A 20,609-nucleotide genomic window follows, 5' to 3' on the forward strand; every position below is an offset into this window, starting at 1 on the left:
TAAAATACCAAACCAGTTCCTTTAATTAAGGAATTTATGTGTTACCTAGCAACTTCTTTATATTTAACGTGGGAAAAGTTAGTGTGCCATATTTATTTTGTAGAATTAAAGTATAATATTAAGTGATTTTATGGAGATAATAAATAAATAAGCAATTCTTTTTTTTTATGAAAGGATGATTTTTGTGATTTATTATATTTATACTCTAATTATATGTATACTTTTATTGTTATTTTTGCATTCAATATTAAGACGATTTAAATATAATGACAGCGTGGATAACATAATGGATGATGTGCCCAGCATAAATGCAAGTAGAGAAGAACTAGAAAAACGTGCTGTAGAAATATCAAATAATTCATATGCAAATAGAAAAAGCAACTGCAGACGCAAACTTATCAAAAGTTTAGATAAGAGTTATAGCGAGATACTTGAGGGCAATGATTACATAGATAGAGAATTTAAAAATAAAAAAGATGTACTTCAATGTGCAGAGTGGATTTTAGATAATTTATATTTGATACAAAGAGAGTATGCAAATATAAAAAAGTATATGCCCAGAAGCTATTATAATGATCTTCCAGTTATAAGTAAGGGAATTATGAAAGGGTATCCAAGAATTTATTACATAGCAGTTGAGATGATCTCATATACAGATGGGAGAATCGATGAGGATGTTATAAAAACATTTATCAATGCATATCAAAAAAGTACTATTTTAACAAGTGCAGAACTTTGGGCACTTCCTATAATGATAAGAATAGCACTTATTCAAAATATAAGTAAGATAACTCAAAAAATTGTATTTGCACAAAGGGAAAGAGAAAAGGCAGATAAAATAGCACAAGACATAATTAATGCAATTGATAGTGACAATGTAAAGAAAGAATTGCAGAAAATATCAGCTGTAAATATGAAATTAACTCCTCATTTAGTTGAAAGAATTTTAAAACTCATGAGGGATAATGAAATTGAAAATCCAGATGTATATAGTTGGATAGATGAAAAATTAGATACCTTAGAAACTGATGCAAACAGAATAGTGTTAGTTGAACATCAAAAACAGTTAAGTTATCAGGCATCTATAGGGAATTCCATAACTAGCATAAGGGAAATTGCTTCATTAAATTGGAGATACAGTTTTGAAAAGTTGAGTTATGTAGAAAATATTTTAAGAAAAGATCCTTCTAATATATATGAAAATATGGATTTCCAATCTAGAGACTATTACAGACATGTTATAGAAAAAATATCAAGATACGTTAATTTACCAGAATCATCTATTGCCAAAAAGGCAGTTGAGTGTGCAAAGGAGTACTCAGATAAAATCGGAAGTAAGGAATGTGAAAAGCACGTTGGGTACTTTATAGTAGATGATGGAATCTATGTTTTAAGTAAAAAAATTGGACTTAAAAGAAGTAAATTAAAGTTTATAAGCAGTAAATTTATAAATGTACACCCTAGACTCTATATAACATTTATGATTTTAAGCACAATAGTACTTTCTTTAATTACGACTGCTTCAATATATAATTATGATACAAATCCTATAGCTTGGAAGTATGTATTGGCTTTTATAGTAATTTTAATTCCAATTAGTGAAATAATAATTTCAATATTTAATTGGAGCGTTAGCAAGTTAGTAGAGCCGAGGTTTATACCTAAAATGAACTTTGAAGGCGGTGTACCTCAAGAATCGAGTACCATGGTTGTTATACCAACTTTGCTAAATGATGAAAATAGAGTAAAGCATATATTAGGTGAAATGGAAGTCTATTATTTAGCTAATGGGGGTCCAAATATGTATTTTGGACTGCTTGGAGATTTTAAAGACAGCAGTGAAGAACATGAAAAAAATGATGAAAATATAACAAAATTAGCATTAAAACTCGTGAAAAAACTGAATGAAAAGTATGCCAAAGGTGGAAAGGACATATTTTATTTTTTTAATCGCTATAGACAATACAATGAAAAAGAAGGAACTTGGCTTGGGTGGGAGAGAAAACGCGGCAAAATAATGGAATTCAATGAGCTCCTTAAAGGAAGTGAAAATACAAGTTATGATGTCATAAGTGGTGATATAACAAACCTAAATAAACTAAAATACATTATAACATTAGATGCTGATACAAAACTTCCAAGAGATAGTGCAAAAAAATTGATAGGAGCAATGGCACATGTTTTAAATAAACCTTATATTGATATTAAAAGTAAAAAAGTATTAAGAGGACACGGACTCATGCAGCCGAGGATAAGTGTATCGAATTCAAGTGCAAACAAGACAATGTTTGCAAGGATATTTTCAGGAGAAACTGGAATGGATTTATACACAAATGCTATTTCAGATGTGTATGAAGACTTGTTTGGAGAAGGAATTTTTACTGGAAAAGGAATATATGATATAGATGCATTTTATAATATTTTAAAAAATGAGATACCTGAAAATTCAGTTTTGAGTCATGACTTACTTGAAGGATCATACGTTAGAGCTGCATTACTTACAGATGTTGAGTTGATAGATGGATATCCAGCTTATTATAATTCCAGCTGTAAAAGATTGCATAGATGGGTTAGAGGAGATTGGCAGCTTATTCCGTGGCTCTTTAAAAAGTCTCCATTAAATATGTTATCTAAGTGGAAGATTTTTGATAATTTAAGGAGAAGCCTTATATCACCAACTATAATAATACTTGTTATATTAAGCTTGTTTATTTTCAAAAATCCTGACAAGTGGCTTGTTATAGCTTTTATTTCATTACTAGGTCCTATATTTTTTGACGTTTCAGAGAGTGTAATATTGCCTAATACTGGTGTAACACTTACAGGAAAAATCGACAGCTGGAAGAATGTAATTGAGCAAGTATTTTTGATATTTTGTTTTTTGCCTTATCAAGCATATTTAATGTTAGATGCTATAATAAGAACATTATATAGGCTTTTTATAAGTAAAAAAAATTTACTTGAATGGCAAACTGCTGCAGATGCAGAAGCTAATATAGGCAAGAGTTTATCAAGTTATATAGAAAATATGTGGGTAAGTAGTTTAATAAGTATAATAATTGCTGCTGCTGCTTTTAAAGATTCAATAGATACCGGGGTACTGCTTATACCTACTGCAATTTTATGGTTTTTAAGTCCGTGGATAGCTTATAAAATAAGTAAGGATGAAAAAGCATATTCAAATGAACTTACAGAGTATGAATTAAAAACTTTGAGGAGAATTAGTAGAAAAACATGGGCATACTTTGAGGATTTTGTAAACCCTCAAAATAATTGGCTTACCCCAGATAACTATCAGGAGTTTCCAAGTAAAGGGGCAGCATTTAGAACATCACCAACAAATATTGGAATGAACCTTACATCAAATATTGCAGCTTATGATTTAGGTTATATTGGAATAGTAGAGCTCAAGGATAGGTTTTATAAGATTTTAACTAGTATGGAAAGTTTGAAAATGTTTAAGGGACATTTTTATAATTGGTATGATACAAAGACAAAGGAACCATTATATCCTAAGTATGTATCTACAGTTGATAGTGGAAACTTAGTTGGATATACTTGGCTTGTATCTCAAGCTTTAAGTGATTATATAAATATGCCAGCATTAAATAAAAGTCTAGCTTACGGATTAATGGATACTCTTATGCTAGCTAATGATGAAATAGAAAAAGAGCTTAATATAAAAGGCTTTTACTCAGAGAGTGCAGTTGAGTTCAATAATTTTAAGTTTGATTTAATTTCATGGAAAAAGGTGCTCCTTGATTTATGGAGTAAGTGTCTCTATATTGAGAAAAACTCGCAGGGTAAAAAATTGTATTGGAACAATAAGGTTAAAACTTCAGTAAGTAAACACATAAATCAAATTCAGATATTATTTCCATGGGTTGATGTGTTTTCTGATAAATCAAGTAAATATAGTGAATTTGAATCTCAGTTGAATGAAATTATAATGAAAGAGCCATTAACTGAACTATGTGATAAAATAGACAGTTTGAAGTTAAAGTTTCAAACGAAATCGCTGAATTTAGAATTTAAAAAGAGTGATGTTAAACAATTTGAAGATCTTGTAGAAAGTAGTAAAAATGAAATAAAAAATCTAATAGAAAGTATAAAAAATATTAAATCAAGGTTAAATACAATAGCGGAAAATACTGATTTTAAACTAGTATATGATGGAAAAAAGCAGCTTTTTAGCATAGGATATAATTGTGAAAGAGGAAGTATAGATAAGTGTTATTACGATTTGATGGCTTCTGAAGCAAGGCAAGCAAGTTTTGTATCAATAGCCAAGGGAGATGTAAGCCAGTCACATTGGTTTAAGCTCAATAGAGCACTTACTATGATTGGTAAAAACAAAGCTTTAGTATCGTGGAGCGGTACTATGTTTGAGTATTTTATGCCGCTGCTTATTATGAAAAATTATCCTAATACTCTTATGGATGTAACCTATAAATCTGTTATTGAAGGTCAAAAAAAGTACTGCATGAAAAAAAATGTACCTTGGGGAATATCGGAGGCTGCATTTTATGATTTTGATATAAATTCAAATTATCAATACAAGGCTTTTGGAGTACCTAATGTAGGATTAAAAAGGGGACTTATGGATGACCTTGTAATTTCACCTTATTCATCTGTAATGGCACTTCAACTTGATTTTAAGGGGGCATTTGATAACATTGAGCAGTTGATAGGAATAGGTATGGAAGGATTATATGGATTGTATGAATCGGTTGATTATACAAAAAGTAGACTTCCAAAAGGTAAGGATAAAGCTATTGTAAAATGCTTTATGGTTCACCATCAAGGTATGAGTTTAATGGCATTTGACAATGTCTTAAATGGCAATATACTTCAAAATAGATTTCATAAAATACCAAGAGTTAAGGCAACAGAATTATTACTTCAGGAGAAAGTTCCAAAGACTGTTATATATAATAGAGAGCAGAAGATTGATGATATTACTGATGTCAAACTTGAAAATCAAAATATAGCTAGAAATTTTGATACGGCTTTAACTGAAATGCCTGAAACACATATAATGTCCAATGGTGAGTATTCGCTTATGATTACAAATAGTGGAAGCGGTTACGGTAAAAAGGATGATATCATGCTCTATAGATGGAGAGAAGATGTCACAAATGATAATAAGGGAATGTTTTTCTATATAAAAAATATAAATTCAAATGAGTATTGGTCGTCTTCATATGAACCTTGCAAGTATGAGGGAGAAGATTATAAAGTTACTTTTTCACTAGATAAGGCAGAATTTGAGAGAAAAGATGGAAACATATTAACTCATACTGATGTAATTGTATCAAGTGAAGACAATGCTGAGATAAGGAGAATTTCAATAACAAATCAAAGTGAACATCGCAGAGAAATTGAAATAACTAGCTATTGTGAGATAACAATGTCTCCTTATAATGCAGATTTAGTCCATCCTGCATTTGGCAACTTATTTATAGAAACTGAGTACAATGATGATTTGAAATGTATAATTGCAAATAGAAGATCTAGAAAAAAAGAAGGAACACAGAATTGGATGATGCAGACAGCAGCACTAGATGGAAAATATATAGGCCATATACAGTATGAAACTAGCAGAGCTAATTTTATAGGAAGAGGTAGAGATCTTACAGATCCACAAGCCATGGACAGCGATGTTCAATTAAAGATGAATGTTGGTTCAGTAATAGACCCAATTATAAGTATGAGAGTTAGAATTGGGGTAGAAAAAGGTCAGACAGTTAAACTTGCTTTTACTACTGGAATGGCTAATTCAAAAGAGAAAGTAATTGAATTGGCACAAAAGTATAATAATATGAATAATATAGCAAGAGAATTTGAAATATCATGGACAGGTGCTCAAATACAGCTTGATTATCTTGGAATAAAATCTACTCAAGCTAATGTATATCAAATTGCGGCTTCAAAGATATTATTTTTAAGTACACTATTAGGTGATAGAGCTGAGTATATAAAAAATATTAAAAAAGGTCAATCTGCACTGTGGCCATATGGTATTTCTGGAGATTTGCCGATTGTAATTGCTGTAATTAGGGATTATAAAGATATAAATGTACTTAAGAGAATTTTAAAAGCACATGAGTATTGGAACATAAAAGGACTTAAAGTGGATTTAGTCATTTTAAATTTAAAAGATAGTTCGTATATTCAAGAACTTCAAGATTGTGTAAGCAGCGTGATAAATTCAGGTTATGAAAGAAATAATAAAAATAAGAGCGGAGGAGTTTTCTTATATAGTAAATCCACTATGAAAGAAGACGATATTGAATTTATAATGGGTATAGCTAGAATTGTGCTTGACTGCAGTAATGAATCAATAGTTTCTCAAGTTAAGGATAAGGAAGTAAATAGACTGGAAAAACAAGAGCCAATTCAAGTTCAACTTAAAGAATATAATTATACAAATTATAAATTTGAAGTTCCTAGTTTGGATTATTTTAATGGCATAGGAGGTTTTGATTCTCAAAGTAACTCTTATATTATAGTACTTAAAAATGGAGAAACTACACCGGCTCCATGGATAAATGTAATTTCAAATAAGGAATTTGGTTTTCATGTTTCAGAAAGTGGAGTTTCTTATACTTGGAACAAAAACAGCAGGGAAAATAAGCTTACAACATGGTCAAATGATCCTGTAGTTGATGGAGAGGCTGAAGAAATATATATTAGAGATGAAGTTACAGGTAAGCTTTGGAGCATATCTTGTAAGCCTATAAATGATAATGGGGAATATATAATCGAACATGGTTTTGGATACTCGACTTTTAAACATGAAGCTTATGGTATTCTAGGTCAAATGACAATGTTTTTAGATACGAATGAAAGTGTGAAGTTATGTAAGGTAAAACTAAAAAATAATTCTGATGTTAATAGAAATTTATCCGTGACTTATTATGCAAAACTTGTAATGGGAGTTACTCATGAGAGTACGGCTCAATATATATATACGGGATTTGATGAAAATTACAATTATATGTATGCTAAAAATCCTTACAGTGAGCATTTTGGAAACTTAATATGTTATTCAAAGATATATGGTGGTGAAGAACTATCTTATACAGGAGACAGAAAAGAGTTTATTGGCAGAGGAGGAAGCATAGAATCTCCTCGGGGACTAAAGTATAAAAATTTATCAAATTACGCTGGTGCAGGTATAGATCCATGTATGTGTCAAACTGCAAAGATCAATTTAAAACCTGGAGAGGAAAAAGAAATACTAATAATTTTAGGGGAAACTTATGGTTTTGAACAAATAGAAGATGTTGTTAAAAAATATGAAAACTCCAGTGAAAGTTACAAAACACTATCTTATACAAAGGACTATTGGATGAAACTTCTCAGTGCAATAAAAGTTGAAACTCCAGATAAGTCAATGGACATAATGCTAAATGGGTGGCTTTTGTATCAAGTAATATCTTGTAGATATTGGTCAAGGACAGCTTTTTATCAATCTGGTGGAGCTTATGGATTTAGAGATCAACTGCAGGATGTAATGGCAATAGAGTATGCTGATCCAAGCATAACTAGAAAACATATATTGTACAGTGCTTCAAGACAATATATTGAAGGTGATGTACAACATTGGTGGCATCCTATAGTTGAAAGTGGTATAAGAACTAGATTTTCAGATGATTTATTATGGCTTCCTTATGTAGTTATAGATTATATAAAAAATACAGAAGACTATAGTATATTAGATGAAGAGGTTGGATATCTTGAAGATGAACCATTAAAGGAAGGAGAGGATGAAAGATACAATATATCGAAGGTGTCTGACAAGGTAGGTACTATATATGAACACTGCATAAAGGCAATAGATAAATCACTTAAATTTGGAGAACATAATATACCACTTATGGGATCTGGAGATTGGAATGACGGCATGAATTCTGTAGGTAATAAAGGGAAGGGTGAAAGTGTATGGCTTGCATGGTTCTTATATAGTATACTTGATAACTTTATTTCGATAAGTGAGTTTAATAAGGATGAATATCATGTAAAGAAATACGGCGAAATGAAAGAATTTATAAGAGAAAATGTAGAAAAGAATGCATGGGATGGAAGCTGGTACAGGAGAGCTTACTTTGATGATGGAACTGCCCTTGGATCAGTTAAAAATGATGAATGTAAAATAGATTCACTTTCACAGTCATGGGCAGTAATATCAAAGGCAGCAAAGAAATCAAGGGCAAAAGAAGCAATAGGTGCTCTTGAAAAAAATCTTATAGATTACAATAAGGGAATAGTTTTACTTTTAACTCCAGCGTTTGATAAATCTTCACTTGATCCTGGATATATAAAAGGGTACATTCCAGGAGTTAGAGAAAATGGAGGACAGTACACTCATGCAGCTATATGGGTTATATTGGCTTTAATTGAGATGGGATACAATAATAAGGCATGGAAGATATTTAACATGATAAATCCTATAAATCACTCTATTTCATATTTGGATTGTCAAACTTATAAGGTTGAACCATATGTCTTAGCTGCAGATGTTTATGCAGTTCAATCCCATGTTGGTAGAGGAGGATGGACCTGGTACACTGGAGCTGCAGGTTGGATGTATAGAGTTGGAACGCAGGGTATATTAGGATTTAATTTTAAGGGTAAAAGTGGTTTTACTATAAATCCATGTGTACCTGATGAATGGAAAAATTATAATATCATTTATACAAGAGGAAAATGTAAATACAGCATAAGTGTAAACAGAGATGAAGAAAAAGGTATATGGCTTGATGGTAAACTAATTGAGAATAGTATAATTCCATTTTTAGAAAATGGAGAACACAAAGTTAAAGTTAATTTTTGAAATTGATGAATAATTATAGGATTTCTAGTTCATGCATTAACTTATACGCAGGGAAATATATACAGTCTAAAGGCACATTAAAAGTTTTTTACAGTGTCAAAGGCTGTATATATTTCTCGGAGTGTAGGTTAAGTTGCAAACTAGAAACACTATAATGGCGGCAAATACAAAATACCAAAATGGAGGGATTAGAATGACAGAACTTAAGCAAATATATAAATGTGAAGTTTGTGGAAACATTGTTGAAGTTGTTCACCAAGGCAAAGGCGCATTAGTTTGCTGCGGAAAAGAAATGAAACTTCTTGATGAAAACACAACTGACGCAGCTCATGAAAAACATGTTCCGGTTATTGAGAAAATTCAAGACGGAGTGTATGTGAAAGTAGGAGGAATAGAGCATCCTATGACAGAAAAGCATTATATTGAATGGATTGAAGTTCATACACCTCATAAGGTATGTAGAAAGCATTTAAGACCAAATGATAAACCTGAAGCAGTATTTAAGGTAGATGAAGAAGTTTTATTTGCAAGAGAGTATTGTAATATTCATGGATTATGGAGAAAATAAATTAAAAAGTTATAACTTGACACAAACATAACTTGACAGGGTATTGACAATTTTAAAGTTTAGTAATATTATAGTAAAAATGAAGTCCTTTGATTGAAAGCAAGTAAGCTTAAAAACAGACTTTAAGAGAGCTGTAGATGGTGTGATTACAGTAGTTATGATTGAGCTGAATGGGTTCATGAGGTTCGGAATGAATTAAGTAGTAATTCTAGACGTATGCTTTACGTTATAAAAGCAGGATATTAAATGTATCTTTAATGAGCTTAAAGTACTTTCAAATGTACTTTTAAACTTAGGTGGCAAAGCGGTAACACGCCCTATGAATTTTGAAATCATAGGGCTTTTTTTATAAAATTATTAAAGTAATACTTTGGAGGTAAACGTTATGGAAGAAAAGAAGAAAGTAATATTTAGTGGAATACAACCGTCTGGAAATTTAACATTGGGTAATTACTTAGGAGCATTAAAAAATTGGGTAAAGCTTCAAGATGAAGATAAATATGAATGCTATTTTTGCGTAGTTGATTTACATGCAATAACTGTAAGGCAAGAACCTAAGGATTTGAGAAGAAGAACTTTAGAAGTTTTAGCAATATATCTGGCAGCTGGAATAGATCCAGAAAAAACTACGCTGTTTATTCAATCACACGTATCAACACATTCAGAAGCAGCATGGCTTTTAAATTGTTTTACGTATATTGGTGAAGCATCAAGGATGACACAATTTAAGGATAAGTCTAAAAGATATGGTGAATCTGTTAGTGTTGGATTATTAGATTATCCAATTTTAATGGCAGCAGATATACTGCTCTACAATGCAGATTTAGTTCCTGTTGGAAAGGATCAAACTCAGCATCTTGAACTGGCAAGGGACATTGCCCAAAGATTCAATAATTTATATAGTCCTACTTTTACATTACCAGAAGGTTATATACCTGAAGAAGGTGCTAAAATAATGGACTTACAGGAGCCAACTAAAAAAATGTCTAAATCAGCAGATAATCCTAATAGCTATATACTCATAATGGATCCGCCTGAAGTTATAAGAAAGAAAATAAATAGGTGTGTTACAGACAGTATAGGAGTTGTAAATTATACTGATGAACAACCGGGAATAAAAAATTTGATTACTATATTAGGAGCTATAAGTGGACTTAAACCAGATGAAATAGTAGAAAAGTATAAAGGTAAAGGATATGCTGAATTTAAAAAAGATGCAGCGGATGCCATAGTAGGAGAACTTGAACCTATACAACAAAAGGTACAAAAATTCCTTAGCGATAAAGAATATTTGGAAAGTATATACAAAGCTGGTGCACAAAAAGCTTATTATGTTTCAAATAAGGTTCTTAGAAAGATGCAGAAAAAGATAGGTTTTATACCAAGAGCATAAAAACAGAGGACAGAGGACAGTGAAGGAGGATTTTTCTCCGCTGCGCTGCAAAAAATCTTTAATTAAGGGAACGTCCATAGATTTGTGTAAAATAGAATAGATAAGATAAAATTTACTTGAAAATTACTATAGGATTAAGTGGTATGCTCCCCTTAAGGTAACAGATTTTATTTTTTAATCTGTCTACTATAAGGGGAGCATATAAACCCTATAAGGCTTTTAACTTTTTATTTTAAAATAAGTTTCGGCATCTTTTTGAAGCTTTTTTAAGGAAGAATCATCAAAACCAGGATCTTTAGCTGCTTTTTTTCTAACAGATTTAGGGAATATTTTAAGAGATTCGTCTGTTTCTTCTGCTCTTGATATATTACAGTTTACAAATTTATAATTATTATTTTCCTGTTTGACCGTAAGAACTGCAGTAAAATCTCCTCCTGTCCCCATAAGTAGCTTATTATCTTTGACATAGTATTCTTGTGCTAGTAAGAATAAATATATCTTTATTGTGCTGTTATCTTTTTCTGAATCTATTACCTTATAATCACAAAATGCCTTACCACCAAAGGAAAGCGGTATTGATGTTGGTTCAACATTCTTTTTAATTATACTGTCTAATGTGTACTTTGGAATTGGTGCTGCAGCTTCTTGTTTTGGTGATGCAGGTTGAATAGAAGAGCAGCCAATTACTGCTAAAAGGGTTATTATAAGAGAGTATATGCCTATCTTTCTATAATTCATCACTGACCTCCATTATTAGTAAGGCTTGTATCTATTTTACACACCAAGATATTCTTGCAGAGTTAACGTCCAAATTCATCTATGAGCCATGGAGAATTTTTATCTTTTCTAATAACAGTTGCCCAGCATCCATTTTTCCCGTTTGGTTCAGATGCTTGTCCGCTATATTTTACATCATAGTCAACTCTAAAAATGATTATGTTTTCTGCTTTAGCTCCATTAAGAGTGCCTCTGCCATTATTTATATACTCTTCTTTAAGTTTTGGATTTTTATCTTCAACGATATTGATAAGTTTTATATAATCCACTGTTGATTCATTGGATCTACAAAAAGAAGATTCAGTAAGAGTTGAATTCATTTTATCAAGGTTTTTTTCATTTCTATAAATGTAGTAATCTTCAACTACTTTTTTGGCAGCTTCTAAATCCGAAGCAGTAATATCTGATTGTTTAGATTTATTAAGAGTTGAAGTTTCTTTATGTGTGGTTGTATTTGTAATATTTTCAGTTTTTTTAGTACAACCACTGAAAACGAGCAGTATGCTTAAAGTTATTAATATAAACTTAAATTTCATATTACTACATACCTTTCTTTGAGAGAACATAAAAACACTGCTAGTTAAGTATGAATTTGTTTATTACGTGAGCTACGCCATTTTCTTGATTGGATTTTGTTATGTAGTCTGCTGCTTCTTTTACATCAGAAAATCCATTTCCCATTGCAACTCCAAGTCCAGCATATTTTATCATTTGTATGTCGTTGCTGGCATCACCAACACATATGATTTCATCTCTTTTAATATGAAGGCTTTCAGATAGGACTTGTACACCATGACCCTTATTTGTTTTTTTATTTAAAAATTCTAAAAAGAAAGGAGAACTTCTAAATACAGTATACTTTTCATAAACCTTATCTGGAAGCTTTTTCATTGCTTCTAATAGATAGGATTCTTCTTCAATAAACATTACTTTTGCTATAGGAGTAGAACCATCTATTTTATCTGGAGATTTTAATTCTATGTCAACATCGTTTAAACAAGACTCTAGTTTAGCACATGGAGTTAATTTAGCTGTTATGCACGTATTAGGGGTCCAAACATGCATTATAACATTTAGCTTTTTGCTTAAGTTATATAGGTATTTTACATCATCTAAAGTTATTAAGTTTTGCTCTACAATTTTGTGCGTCTTTGTATTTTGAATTATAGCACCATTAAAAGTTACAGCATAATCATTTTCTGTAAGTAAGTTTAATTGCTGCAGGTATTTTTGAATTCCTTTAATAGGTCTTCCTGTAGCCAAAGCAATCTTTATATTTTTTAATTTAGCTGCTTTAATAGCTTCCAGATTCTCACAAGATATGGTCTTGTCCTTTTTAAGTAGAGTTCCATCCATATCGAGTACCAATAGTTTATACATCAAAATCCTCCTACATACTATAATTTAATTTAAATACAATAACATTATATCATTTGTTTAGCTTAAGTTAGTTACTTTGAAATTAAATATTTGATTGAAATGATAAATATATGATGATATAATCAAATTTGTTTCACTTAATGTATAATATATATGTTATAATATCAATTTAATATTATCGTATAAGTTGAATTAAAATAATTCATAAACTAAAAAGGAGAGAATATAGTGGCAGATTTAATTAAGGAAATTGATAGAAGAAGAACTTTTGCTATAATATCTCATCCAGATGCAGGTAAGACAACTTTAACTGAAAAGTTATTGTTATATGGAGGTGCTATAAGGCTTGCTGGTTCAGTTAAGGCAAGAAAGGCATCTAAACATGCTGTATCTGACTGGATGGAAATAGAAAAGCAGAGGGGAATTTCAGTTACATCATCAGTTATGCAGTTTAATTATAATGGATTTTGTATAAATATATTAGATACACCTGGACATCAAGATTTTAGTGAGGATACATATAGAACGCTTATGGCAGCTGATAGTGCTGTTATGGTAATTGATGCTGCAAAGGGAGTAGAGGAACAGACAAAAAAGCTGTTTTATGTTTGTAGTTTAAGGGGAATACCTATTTTTACATTTATAAATAAGATGGATAGAGAAAGTAAGGATCCATTTGAATTATTAGAGGATATAGAAAATACATTGGGAATAAAATCCTATCCAATGAATTGGCCTATAGGTTCTGGATCAGACTTTAAAGGTGTATATGACAGAAATAAAAATGTAGTTGAATTGTTTAATGGTGGGAACCATGGTCAAACTGAAGTTGAATCTATAGAGAGAAATGTAGAAGATAATATATTCAAGGATTTACTTGGGAGTTCGCTGCATGATAAATTGAAAGAAGATATAGAACTTTTAGATATAGCAGGCGACAAATTTGATATAAAAAAAGTAAGAGATGCATCTTTAACACCTGTATTCTTTGGGAGTGCACTTACAAACTTCGGAGTAGAACCATTTTTAGAGCAATTTTTAAGTTTAACTACTCCTCCATTATCAAGACAAACAGATCAAGGTGAAGTAGACGCTCATGATAATAATTTTTCTGCGTTTATATTTAAAATACAAGCAAATATGAATCCTTCTCATAGGGATAGAATTGCCTTTATGAGAATATGTTCTGGAAAGTTTAAAAAAGGTATGGAAGTTTATCATGTTCAGGGCAATAATAAGGTAAAGCTTTCACAGCCGCAGCAATTTTTAGCTCAAGATAGAGAAATAGTGGAAGAAGCTTATGCAGGAGATATAATAGGAGTATTTGATCCAGGAATCTTTAGAATAGGAGATACTCTGTGTGCTAGTCCTAAAAAATTTAAATTTGAAGGAATACCTGTTTTTGCACCTGAGCACTTTGCAAGGGTAAAGACAATAGATACAATGAAAAGAAAGCAATTTATAAAAGGTATAACGGAAATTTCACAAGAAGGTGCAATTCAAGTTTTCAAAGAACTTAATATAGGAATAGAAGAGATAATTGTAGGCGTTGTAGGAGTGCTACAGTTTGAAGTGCTTGAATATAGAATGAAACATGAATACAATGTTGATGTTAAAATTGATAGACTTTCTTATAAACATATAAGATGGATAGAAGATTTTGACGGCGAAGTAGATAATTTAGTTACAACTAGTGATACCAAGTTAGTCAAGGATTTAAGGGATAGAGATATACTTATATTCCAAAGTGAATGGGCAATAAGCTGGGCACTTGAGCACAATAAAGGACTTATGTTATCCGATGTTGGAAAATCTGAATAGTTTTAATATAAGCATAGCATAGATTAAAAAAAGGCGTAAACTCTTTTAGCTGCAATTGCATTAGAGTTTAAGCCTTTGTTTTTTCCTTTTAAAGTGAATCTAAATAATAATTTTTTATAACAATAGAGGTTGTCTTTTTTTCCGTATAGTAAATACTATTGAGCGGTCTTTCTATAATTGATTTACCCTTGTCCAAGATTATATCAACTAACTTAACTGTTACGTAACCTAAAATTAATCCTCCAACTACATCTAAAACCCAGTGAATTTCTAAATACAAAGTTGAGAATATTACACTTAAGCAGAAAAATCCCCATACGTATTTAAATAGCTTATTCTTTTCGTGCATGACAACAAGAAACATTGCAAATGCTATAGATGTATGCATAGATGGAAAACAATTTATTGTAACACCAGCTGCAGCTTGAGGACTTAGATGTCTTGCTAAACCATCCGGCTGGCCAAGTACGTACCATACCTCTTGTAAGTGAAATATTAAATAAAAAGGAGATATCAAAAATATTTGCAAAAGATGGCCAGATAAGACGTATCTTATTGCTTTTTTAAAATCTTTGCATACAAGAGCCCTGTACAATGGCAGGAGTAGAGGAATAACAAAGCCGTTGTTATATACCATTCTCATTATCCATGTAAGGGTTTCAGGTTGATATATTCTAAATAAGCTGCCATCGTTAAAAGGTATTTGTTTGAATATAGGATTTAAGTCTACAACAATATCTTTACTTATTTGCCAGTTTAATATTTTTCCCCAGAATGCGTAGCCGTGGATATTTGCATATGCTACAAAAATTAAAAAAGGTACAGTTAAAATTAAAAATGGAATCCATTTTACATCCTTACGGAGATCTGAATAAGCTGTAAGAGCTGCAAAGGCTAATAAAAACATATATGCTTTATAGTCAACGCTGGATTTTGAATGAAGTGCTATTCTTATAGCTCTATGGAGACAATATAATCCTATTGGAATATAATAATAATTATCAATTAAATTCCAAAGCTTTGATAGTATGCTCATAGATACTTTTTTAGATGAATTTTTGCTTAGAGTTAACATACCTATCCCCCTTCTTTGTACAAAGTAAATTATAGCATATAGAATGGGTTTAAGTACATAAAAATTATATCGAAATATAAAATAAATTATATGTATTCTTCTCAAAATTAACATTTAAAAATAAGTATGGTACTTAAAGGCATTATTTTAAAATTTATTTGTAGAAAGAGCACGGATATCTCCGTACTTTTCTAATTTATCTTGTAATTTTCCACTTACTAAAAGTAATATCAACTATAAAAATTAATGCAGCTATGAGCAGCAGCAAGTTAATTACATTTCCGCCTATCTTGAATATTAACCCAATTATCAAAGTTAATAGTATAAATCCTCCAAGCCATTGAAAAAATGACATAAACACTACCTCCTAAAGTTGAAATTTTTAATATATTTAGTTTTGTCAATATGAAAGAAAAATATTAAAAACTTGAAATAAGAAATATTGTATCGTTACATTTGCGTTTTGATAAAATGATAATATAATGGTTTTATAAATTGCAATAATATTTTTAAGGGGGATGTATAAATTATGGAACATAAGAATTCAATATCTAGCAATATTACAGTACAGGATATAGTACAAGTATCTCTTATGGCAGCAGTAACTTATATTGCAACAGCTGTTATAAATATACCAAGTGGTCTTCTTGTAAAAGGAGTAGTTCATTTGGGAGATACAATGGTTTTTGTTGCTGCAGTACTTTTAGGAAGAAAAAAATCATTTCTTTCGGCAGGCATAGGAATGGGATTATTTGACTTACTTTCACCATATGCAATATGGGCACCATTCACATTTTTTATTAAGGGAATAATGGCATATATTGCTTCAACTATAGCTTATAGAAAAGGCTATAATGGAGAAAATGTATTAAATAATGTATTTGGATTTTTACTTGGCGGATTGTGGATGGTAGCTGCGTATTACGTGTCAGGTTCATATATAGCTCACTTTACAATGAATATAAATTTAACACAGGCATTTATATTGACATTAACTCATATACCTGGAGATATTGCTCAAGTTGCAGCTGGAACAGTGATTGCAGTACCACTTTGTAAAGTATTAAAAAAGGCAAATGTAGTAAGAAATAAATAAGAGAGGTTAGATTTAACCTCCCTGTTGTTTTCATTAATTATCTGTTTCTCATTCTATTCTTTTCAGCTTTTCTTTTCTTTCTGCAATCAGGGCATCTTACAGGATCATTTTCAAAACCCTTTTCTTTATAAAATTCTTGTTCACCTTCGGTAAATACGAATTCTTTTCCACAATCTTTGCATACAATAGTTCTGTCTGCCATTTTCAAACCTCCTTAAAAACATAGGACTAATTTATTCTTGAAAACCAACTCCTGCGTTAAGGAGGTTAGTACCTTGAAAAAATTAACCTTTAATAAATTATTTTATATAACTTAGAGTGTTAACTCTTAAAAGTATTATAGCATATTAAAACAAAAAAACAATATTAAGTTGTACTAGACATAGAATATAGAAAGAAGAACTTTATTTGGCCTGCTGTTTTAAATATACACTTTTGGTAGTACAATAATTATAGTTTAGTGAAAAATCAATATTAAATTACATATAATATTTATAGTATATATGTTTGGAGTTGTTTTATTATGGATAAAAAAAGACTTGTAAATTTATTAAAAAAACCTGAAGGACCAAAACTTGATTTTAAAAGACATGTTGATATAGATACAGATAGTGGAAGAAAGGAATTAGCTAAAGATGTGTGTGCAATAGCAAATTCAAGGGGAGGAAGAGGCTATTTAATAATAGGAGTAGAAGACAAAACCAAGGAAATAGTAGGTGTAGACAACTTGGAGTTAGGTGAAGAAAAAATACAGCAGATAATAAGTTCAAGGATAGATCCACCTGTACCAGTGTATTTAGAATTTATGGAGTACCACGATAAAAAAATAGCTATCATAAATATATATGATGGACCTCAAAAACCATATCAAATGAGAGATAATGGTGCCTTTTACACAAGAAGGGGTTCAACTACAGATACTATGAGAAAGCAGGAAATAGTTTCTGCACTTCAAGATAACCTTAATTTGGATCCGGAATTGTGTCCAATTGCAAGAAGTGATTTGTCATGTTTAGATATGAACATAATCTATAAATACTTTAATTCTCAGGCAATTGATATAAATGATGATAATAAAATGGAGCTAATGGAAAGTGCGTCAATTATATATAAGGATAAAGAATCCAATAAATATATGGTTACTTTAGGAGGAATTCTTGTATTTTCAAAAATAAATAATATATATGTTCCATATAATATGGTTAAAATAGTAAATAAGATTGATGATGATAAGAATAAAGATATTATAATTCAAGGTGATTTACTATCAATACTTGATAAAAGTGAATTGATATTAAAGGATATCTTACCTGAAACTTATCCGATTAATGCAGTTAATGAGGGAATAAAGAATGCAGTTTTATATAGAGATTATACGATTTATTATAAAGTAATAGAGATAGTAATAAGTTATAAAAGTATTGTTATAAAGAGTCCTGGAATTTTAATTAAAAACAAAAGTTTAAATTCAGTAGATTATTTGAAAAGAAATATATGGATGTATGAAAAGATGATTGCACTCGATAATAAGAAGAGGTTTCTCAATTCAAATAATGGCTTTAAGATGATGAGAAAAGCCTTCAAAAATAAAGGTAGAGTGTATTTTGCAAATTCTTTTAAAAAAAATGAATTTAAAGTGATATATCCTGGAATCAAAGGATTTGAATAGCTTTTACTGATGTATTATTTTTTATCTCCTAAAATTAGAAAATAATGTTATATTTATGTTGAAATAATATTCTGAATATTATATAATTTACTTATAGATACGGCCTAAATATTAAAGTAAGAGGTGGTTAAAAATGATTCATGTAAATTGCAGCAAAAGAGGTTCAGGAAAGACAAAAATGCTAATCAATTTAGCTAATGAGATGATTTCTAAGAACGACGGTAATATTGTGTATATTGATGATGACAAAAGACCATTGCTTGAACTTGATAGGAGAATTAGGTTTATTACTACATCTGAATTTTGTTTAAAAAATCAAGAAACTTTTTATGGATTTTTGTGCGGCATACTTTCAGAAGACTATGATATTGATACCATTTTTATTGATGGATTATTTAATATTGTAGAGGGAAGTCTTCAAGGTGCGGCACATTTGTTTTATTTAATAGAAAAATTATCTGAAGAAAATGAAGTTAATTTTTATATAACTGTAAATGAAGATGAAAAAGTTCCAGAATTTATAATGAAATATGTAGCATAATGTTGAAAGAAAGATAAAGACAATTTTATCATTCAATAGGGGCTGGGTTATAATTTTTGTTAACTTGGTCCTTTTTTATTTTGCTGTAATACAGTTCATGCATATTATAAATTGTAGTTATATGTAAAATGTTGATAAAAAGGTGCTTAGAATATATACTATAAGTTATAATAATAATTATAAATAATAACTTAAGATGTAGAAGGTAGGGATTACAATTGGCTAATGTTTTTGACACTCTAGTAGAGAGAGGTTATGTAAAACAAATTACCCATGAAGAAATTAAAGATGTTTTAAATAAGGAAAAAGTAACATTTTATATAGGCTTTGATCCAACTGCAGACAGTCTTCATGTAGGACATTTTATACAGATGATGGTTATGGCTCATATGCAAAAAGCAGGACACAGACCAATAGTATTAATTGGTGGAGGAACTACTATGGTTGGTGATCCAACAGGTAAGACTGACATGAGAAAGATGCTTTCAAAAGAACAAATAGAACATAATGCTAGGTGCTTTAAAAAGCAGTTTGAAAGACTTGTAGATTTTAGTGATGGAAAAGCACTTATGGAAAACAATGCAAATTGGTTAATGAATCTTAATTACATAGAATTTTTAAGGGAAGTTGGAGTTCATTTTTCTGTAAATAGGATGCTTACAGCAGAATGCTTTAAAAAGAGAATGGAAAAAGGACTTTCTTTTCTTGAATTTAACTACATGTTAATGCAGGGATATGATTTTCTTCAGTTGAATAGAAAATATGGCTGTATGCTGGAAATGGGTGGAGATGATCAATGGTCAAATATCATAGCAGGAGTTAATTTAATAAGGAAAAAGGAAAATAAACCTGCATTTGGTATGACATTTGCACTTTTAACTAATAGTGAAGGTAAAAAAATGGGTAAAACTGAAAAAGGTGCATTGTGGTTAGATCCTGAAAAGACGCCGCCTTATGAGTTTTACCAATACTGGAGAAACGTAGAAGATGCAGATGTGGAAAAATGTCTGTCACTTTTAACATTTTTACCTATGGATGAAGTTAAAAGATTGTCTTCTCTAGAAGGAGCAAAGATTAATGAAGCTAAAAAAGTTCTTGCTTTTGAAGTAACTAAGTTGATACACGGCGAAAAAGAAGCAAAAAATGCTCAAGATGCTGCAGAAGCTCTTTTTTCAAATGGATCTGATTTAAGCAGTGTTCCAACAGTTGAATTTGAAAAAAGCGGACTTGGATGTACAGTGCTTGACTTAATAGTAAGTACAGGTATAGTACCATCGAAAAGTGAGGGAAGAAGACTTACGCAGCAAGGCGGCCTTACTATAAATGACGAAAAAATATTAGATAGTAATAGTTTAATAACTCAAGAAAATTTTAAAGATGGAAGTATGCTTGTAAGAAAAGGTAAGAAAAAATACAGCAAAGTTATATTAAAGTAAAAATTAAATGTGTA

14 protein-coding genes are annotated in these 20,609 nt (G+C 30.5%); 8 read left to right on the forward strand and 6 right to left on the reverse strand.

Annotated elements, in window-relative coordinates; genetic code table 11:
• The first annotated feature begins 175 nt into the window (after positions 1 to 175).
• From EBB51_RS04185 to trpS, 3 genes are all read left to right on the forward strand, one after another.
• Entirely contained in the window at positions 176 to 8,839 is an 8,664-nt protein-coding gene (locus EBB51_RS04185) for a glucoamylase family protein (RefSeq protein ID WP_123053306.1), read from the forward strand.
• A 193-nt stretch (positions 8,840 to 9,032) separates the two neighbouring features.
• Complete coding sequence (locus EBB51_RS04190) at positions 9,033 to 9,407, forward strand: desulfoferrodoxin (RefSeq protein WP_123053307.1); 375 nt, start codon at positions 9,033 to 9,035, stop codon at positions 9,405 to 9,407.
• 385 nt (positions 9,408 to 9,792) lie between these two features.
• Positions 9,793 to 10,800: a tryptophan--tRNA ligase gene (gene trpS / locus EBB51_RS04195; protein ID WP_123053308.1), complete on the forward strand. Its 1,008-nt coding sequence runs from the start codon at positions 9,793 to 9,795 to the stop codon at positions 10,798 to 10,800.
• A 219-nt stretch (positions 10,801 to 11,019) separates the two neighbouring features.
• On the opposite strand, the gene EBB51_RS04200 is transcribed toward trpS, so the two are convergent.
• The 3 genes from EBB51_RS04200 to EBB51_RS04210 form a co-directional block, all read right to left on the reverse strand.
• A complete protein-coding gene (locus tag EBB51_RS04200; RefSeq protein WP_190285326.1) occupies positions 11,020 to 11,538 on the reverse strand; it encodes a hypothetical protein in 519 nt (172 codons plus the stop codon).
• A gap of 62 nt (positions 11,539 to 11,600) precedes the next feature.
• Positions 11,601 to 12,113, reverse strand: coding sequence for a DUF4829 domain-containing protein (locus tag EBB51_RS04205; protein ID WP_190285327.1), 513 nt, complete (start codon positions 12,111 to 12,113; stop codon positions 11,601 to 11,603).
• A 40-nt stretch (positions 12,114 to 12,153) separates the two neighbouring features.
• Entirely contained in the window at positions 12,154 to 12,957 is an 804-nt protein-coding gene (locus EBB51_RS04210; protein WP_123053310.1) for a Cof-type HAD-IIB family hydrolase, read from the reverse strand.
• Positions 12,958 to 13,185: 228 nt separating this feature from the next.
• Between EBB51_RS04210 and EBB51_RS04215 the strand changes: the two genes are divergently transcribed.
• Positions 13,186 to 14,778 carry a peptide chain release factor 3 gene (locus tag EBB51_RS04215; protein ID WP_123053311.1) on the forward strand — a complete coding sequence of 531 codons (1,593 nt, stop codon included), beginning with the start codon at positions 13,186 to 13,188 and terminating at the stop codon, positions 14,776 to 14,778.
• Between the two features lie 88 nt (positions 14,779 to 14,866).
• Here the strand turns inward: EBB51_RS04215 and EBB51_RS04220 are convergent, their stop codons facing one another.
• Together EBB51_RS04220 and EBB51_RS13635 are read right to left on the reverse strand one after the other, a co-directional pair.
• A complete protein-coding gene (locus EBB51_RS04220) occupies positions 14,867 to 15,853 on the reverse strand; it encodes a phosphatase PAP2 family protein (protein WP_123053312.1) in 987 nt (328 codons plus the stop codon).
• A gap of 196 nt (positions 15,854 to 16,049) precedes the next feature.
• Entirely contained in the window at positions 16,050 to 16,208 is a 159-nt protein-coding gene (locus EBB51_RS13635) for a hypothetical protein (protein WP_190285328.1), read from the reverse strand.
• 174 nt (positions 16,209 to 16,382) lie between these two features.
• Between EBB51_RS13635 and EBB51_RS04225 the strand changes: the two genes are divergently transcribed.
• Positions 16,383 to 16,949 (forward strand): ECF transporter S component, encoded by a 567-nt coding sequence (locus EBB51_RS04225; RefSeq protein ID WP_123053313.1) that lies wholly within the window; start codon positions 16,383 to 16,385, stop codon positions 16,947 to 16,949.
• 37 nt (positions 16,950 to 16,986) lie between these two features.
• Here the strand turns inward: EBB51_RS04225 and EBB51_RS04230 are convergent, their stop codons facing one another.
• On the reverse strand, positions 16,987 to 17,151 hold the full coding sequence (locus EBB51_RS04230; RefSeq protein WP_123053314.1) for a zinc-ribbon domain-containing protein: 165 nt from the start codon (positions 17,149 to 17,151) through the stop codon (positions 16,987 to 16,989).
• A 321-nt stretch (positions 17,152 to 17,472) separates the two neighbouring features.
• Here EBB51_RS04230 and EBB51_RS04235 point away from each other — a divergent pair, with 321 nt between their 5' ends.
• The 3 genes from EBB51_RS04235 (at position 17,473) to tyrS (ending at position 20,595) form a co-directional block, all read left to right on the forward strand.
• Complete coding sequence (locus EBB51_RS04235; RefSeq protein ID WP_123053315.1) at positions 17,473 to 18,618, forward strand: RNA-binding domain-containing protein; 1,146 nt, start codon at positions 17,473 to 17,475, stop codon at positions 18,616 to 18,618.
• Between the two features lie 133 nt (positions 18,619 to 18,751).
• A complete protein-coding gene (locus EBB51_RS04240) occupies positions 18,752 to 19,159 on the forward strand; it encodes a hypothetical protein (RefSeq protein ID WP_123053316.1) in 408 nt (135 codons plus the stop codon).
• Positions 19,160 to 19,377: 218 nt separating this feature from the next.
• A complete protein-coding gene (gene tyrS, locus EBB51_RS04245) occupies positions 19,378 to 20,595 on the forward strand; it encodes a tyrosine--tRNA ligase (protein WP_123053317.1) in 1,218 nt (405 codons plus the stop codon).
• The last annotated feature ends 14 nt before the right edge of the window (positions 20,596 to 20,609 follow it).

Source organism: Clostridium sp. JN-1, from assembly GCF_003718715.1.
Classification (GTDB): Bacteria; Bacillota; Clostridia; order Clostridiales; family Clostridiaceae; genus Clostridium_AV.

Bases quoted from the DNA above. Each gene is read 5' to 3' on its own strand.
- EBB51_RS04230 (WP_123053314.1), bottom strand. From the start codon at position 17,151: ATGGCAGACAGAACTATTGTATGCAAAGATTGTGGAAAAGAATTCGTA.
- EBB51_RS04210 (WP_123053310.1), bottom strand. From the start codon at position 12,957: ATGTATAAACTATTGGTACTCGATATGGATGGAACTCTACTTAAAAAG.
- EBB51_RS04235 (WP_123053315.1), top strand. From the start codon at position 17,473: ATGGATAAAAAAAGACTTGTAAATTTATTAAAAAAACCTGAAGGACCA.
- trpS (WP_123053308.1), top strand. From the start codon at position 9,793: ATGGAAGAAAAGAAGAAAGTAATATTTAGTGGAATACAACCGTCTGGA.
- EBB51_RS04205 (WP_190285327.1), bottom strand. From the start codon at position 12,113: ATGAAATTTAAGTTTATATTAATAACTTTAAGCATACTGCTCGTTTTC.
- EBB51_RS04240 (WP_123053316.1), top strand. From the start codon at position 18,752: ATGATTCATGTAAATTGCAGCAAAAGAGGTTCAGGAAAGACAAAAATG.
- EBB51_RS04220 (WP_123053312.1), bottom strand. From the start codon at position 15,853: ATGTTAACTCTAAGCAAAAATTCATCTAAAAAAGTATCTATGAGCATA.
- EBB51_RS04225 (WP_123053313.1), top strand. From the start codon at position 16,383: ATGGAACATAAGAATTCAATATCTAGCAATATTACAGTACAGGATATA.
- EBB51_RS04190 (WP_123053307.1), top strand. From the start codon at position 9,033: ATGACAGAACTTAAGCAAATATATAAATGTGAAGTTTGTGGAAACATT.
- EBB51_RS04185 (WP_123053306.1), top strand. From the start codon at position 176: ATGATTTTTGTGATTTATTATATTTATACTCTAATTATATGTATACTT.
- EBB51_RS04200 (WP_190285326.1), bottom strand. From the start codon at position 11,538: ATGAATTATAGAAAGATAGGCATATACTCTCTTATAATAACCCTTTTA.
- EBB51_RS13635 (WP_190285328.1), bottom strand. From the start codon at position 16,208: ATGTCATTTTTTCAATGGCTTGGAGGATTTATACTATTAACTTTGATA.